This is a genomic window from Mesorhizobium sp. WSM4850 (assembly GCF_055811735.1).
In genome coordinates this window covers 1-3,438 of sequence record NZ_JBVVPV010000115.1, presented here as the reverse complement: position 1 = coordinate 3,438, position 3,438 = coordinate 1, and the positions used below count along the sequence as shown (strand labels likewise).

Below are 3,438 nucleotides of genomic sequence, written 5' to 3'. Positions count from 1 at the left end.
GGCGATCGCCCGCTCAATTTGACCCATTCACCAGGGGGGTCCCGGCAAGGGGCTGAGATACTGCTGGCTTTCGCGGCGCAGTGACCCGTTGAACCTGATCCAGTTCATACTGGCGTAGGGACGGTGCAAGCGCTTTGCGGGAGTCCATGCCCGAAAACCTGTAAGCAGGCAGGCAGAAGCGTCTTTTCATCCTTCCGGCACAGAACTGGGTCTCCAATGCATGAGCAAAGGAGCCTCACGATGAATGCCCTCACTCCGGCGGTTTCGACGGGATCACTGCCCGCCTCGCGGAAAATCCACAGGCCCGGTGCCATCCACCCGCAGATCAGGGTACCGATGCGCGAAATCTCCGTCCATCCGACGGCAGGCGAACCGCCTGTCACCGTTTACGATCCGTCCGGCCCCTATACGGACCCGACTGTCGAAACCAGCATCGAAAAGGGCCTCGCCAGGTTTCGCAATGAATGGGTGACGGTGCGCGGCGACGTCGAATTCCACGATGCCCGCAGTGTCAGGCCGGAGGACAACGGCTTTGCGTCAGGTGAGCGCCTGACGCCGGAATTTCCCGTGCGCCACCGGCCGCTAAAGGCAAAAACGGGCAAAGCGGTGACGCAGCTTGCCTATGCGCGCGCCGGGATCATCACCCCCGAAATGGAGTTCGTCGCCATTCGCGAGAATCTCGGCCGCGAGAGCTTACGCGGCGGGATGCAGCGCGACGGCAACTCTTTCGGCGCGGCGATCCCGGACTTCGTCACGCCGGAATTCGTGCGCGACGAGATAGCGCGCGGACGGGCTATCATTCCCGCCAACATCAACCACCCGGAGAGCGAGCCGATGATCATCGGCCGCAATTTCCTGGTCAAGATCAATGCCAATATCGGCAATTCAGCCGTCACCTCGTCGATGGCCGAAGAGGTCGAAAAAATGGTCTGGGCGATCCGCTGGGGAGCCGACACCGTCATGGACCTGTCGACCGGTCGCAACATCCACAACATCCGCGAATGGATCGTCCGCAGTTCGCCTGTGCCGATCGGAACCGTGCCGCTCTACCAGGCGCTTGAGAAGGTCGGAGGGATCGCCGAGGACCTGACCTGGGAAATCTACCGCGACACGCTGATCGAACAGGCCGAACAGGGCGTCGACTATTTCACCATCCATGCCGGTGTGCGGCTGCACTACATCCCGCTGACGGTCGACCGGGTCACCGGCATCGTGTCGCGCGGCGGCTCCATCATGGCCAAGTGGTGCCTGCATCATCACCGCGAAAGCTTCCTCTACGAGCATTTCGAGGAAATCTGCGACATCTGCCGCGCTTACGACGTGTCGTTCTCGCTCGGCGACGGCCTTCGTCCCGGCTCGATCGCCGACGCCAACGACGCGGCGCAGTTCGCCGAACTAGAAACGCTCGGCGAGTTGACAAAGGTCGCCTGGGCCAAGGATTGCCAGGTCATGATCGAGGGGCCGGGCCATGTTCCGATGCACAAGATCAAGGAGAACATGGACAGGCAGCTCGAAGTCTGCGGCGAGGCGCCCTTCTACACGCTTGGGCCGCTGACCACCGACATCGCACCCGGCTACGACCACATCACCTCAGGCATCGGCGCGGCAATGATCGGCTGGTACGGCACGGCGATGCTCTGCTATGTCACGCCCAAGGAGCATCTCGGTCTCCCCGACCGCAACGACGTCAAAACGGGCGTCATCACCTACAAGATAGCCGCGCACGCCGCCGATCTCGCCAAGGGTCATCCGACGGCGAAGGTCAGGGATGACGCCCTTTCCCGCGCACGCTTCGAGTTTCGTTGGGAAGACCAGTTCAACCTGTCGCTCGACCCCGAAACCGCGCGCTCCTTCCACGACGAGACTTTGCCGAAGGAGGCGCACAAGCTGGCGCATTTCTGCTCGATGTGCGGGCCGAAATTCTGCTCGATGCGCATCTCCCACGACATTCGGGCCGAGGCACAGAAAGAGGGCATGGCGGCGATGGCCGCGAAGTACCGCGAGGGCGGCAATCTTTATATGCCGGTGGACGGCGAACCGCCCATGCCGAAGATGCCGGAGCCGTCATGAGGCTGCTGGTCAAAGGGGCTGGCGTCGCCGGCCTCACCGCCGCCTTCGAACTCGCCGCCCGCGGTGCTGCGGTAACCATTGCCGAGACCCGGCATGGCCTTGGCGGCAACGCATCATGGATGGCCGGCGGCATGCTGGCGCCCTGGTGCGAGCGCGAAAGCGCCGAGCAGCCGGTGCTGGATCTCGGACGCGATGCCGCCGACTGGTGGGATGCGGTCCTGCCGGGTCATGTCACGCGGGCCGGAACGCTCGTTCTGGCAACGCCGCGGGATGCGGGCGAACTCGACCGGTTTGCAAGCCGCACGTCGGGTCATCGGCGGATCGACGAAGACGAAATCGCGCTCCTGGAACCCGATCTCGCCGGCCGCTTCCGTCGCGGGCTGTTCTTCCCGGGCGAAGCCCATCTCGACCCACGCCGTGCAATGGCGGCGCTGCATGAAAAACTCGCCGGAAGCGGCGTCGAGTTCCGCTTCGGAATGGACGCCCTGCACATGACGGGATTCGACCGCGAGATCGACTGCATAGGGATGGCGTCCAGCGATGAAAGGCTTCGCGGCGTTCGCGGCGAGATGCTGATCCTGCGTACACCGGACATCTCGCTGTCGCGCCCGGTCAGGCTGCTGCACCCGCGTTTGCCGCTCTATCTGGCGCCGCGCGCCGACCACCATTTCATGGCGGGTGCAACGATGGTCGAGAGTCTGTCCACGGAGCCGGTCACGGTGCGGGCGATAATGGAACTCCTGAACGCCGCCTATTCGGTTCATCCCGCCTTCGGCGAGGCCGCGATCGTTGAGACGGGCGTCGGCATTCGCCCGGCGTTTTCCGACAACCTGCCGCGCGTCGAAGCGCATGGCAGGACCGTCGCGATCAACGGGCTCTACCGCCATGGTTTCCTTCTGGCCCCCGCCATGGCGCGCCGGGCGGCCGACCTTGTTTTCGATTCTGACAAACCGGTGGAACTTGCTGATGAAACTGACGGTCAACGGCGAAGCGCATGAGATCACCGCCGCCACCCTGGCGGAGCTTCTCGCAGCGCTTGACTACGAGGGCAACTGGCTTGCAACGGCCGTGAACAGCGACCTTGTGCACGCGACTGAGCGGGCGCTGTTCCAGCTGAAGGACGGCGACCGGATCGAAATTCTCTCACCCATGCAAGGAGGTTAGTAACGTGATCGAGCTTTACGGAACCAAGCTTCCGTCGCGCCTGCTTCTCGGCACCGCACAGTACCCCTCGCCCGCCATTCTTGCCGATGCGGTCAAGGCATCCTGCGCGTCCGCGGTGACCGTCTCATTGCGCCGCGAAATGGCCGGCGGCAAGGGTGGCGAGAAATTCTGGTCGCTTATCCAATCGCTGCGGCTGCATGTCCT

3 protein-coding genes, 1 pseudogene and 1 riboswitch are annotated in these 3,438 nt (G+C 63.6%); all 4 genes and pseudogenes read left to right on the top strand.

The window, feature by feature from the left end; translation table 11 throughout:
* Positions 1-22 precede the first annotated feature (22 nt).
* A riboswitch (TPP riboswitch) is annotated at positions 23-139 on the top strand.
* Between the two features lie 101 nt (positions 140-240).
* Positions 241-2,070: a phosphomethylpyrimidine synthase ThiC gene (thiC, locus tag AC0L2Z_RS35070; protein ID WP_473630600.1), complete on the top strand. Its 1,830-nt coding sequence runs from the start codon at positions 241-243 to the stop codon at positions 2,068-2,070.
* Positions 2,067-3,068, top strand: a complete 1,002-nt coding sequence (thiO, locus tag AC0L2Z_RS35065; RefSeq protein WP_023801374.1) for a glycine oxidase ThiO — start codon at positions 2,067-2,069, stop codon at positions 3,066-3,068. The genes thiC and thiO overlap by 4 nt, the downstream gene beginning before the upstream one ends.
* Positions 3,037-3,234, top strand: a complete 198-nt coding sequence (gene thiS / locus AC0L2Z_RS35060; RefSeq protein WP_023801373.1) for a sulfur carrier protein ThiS — start codon at positions 3,037-3,039, stop codon at positions 3,232-3,234. The genes thiO and thiS overlap by 32 nt, the downstream gene beginning before the upstream one ends.
* Positions 3,235-3,238: 4 nt before the next feature.
* Positions 3,239-3,438, top strand: a pseudogene (locus AC0L2Z_RS35055) (thiazole synthase); the annotation flags it as partial.

Bases quoted from the DNA above. Each gene is read 5' to 3' on its own strand.
- thiO (WP_023801374.1), top strand. From the start codon at position 2,067: ATGAGGCTGCTGGTCAAAGGGGCTGGCGTCGCCGGCCTCACCGCCGCC.
- thiC (WP_473630600.1), top strand. From the start codon at position 241: ATGAATGCCCTCACTCCGGCGGTTTCGACGGGATCACTGCCCGCCTCG.
- thiS (WP_023801373.1), top strand. From the start codon at position 3,037: ATGAAACTGACGGTCAACGGCGAAGCGCATGAGATCACCGCCGCCACC.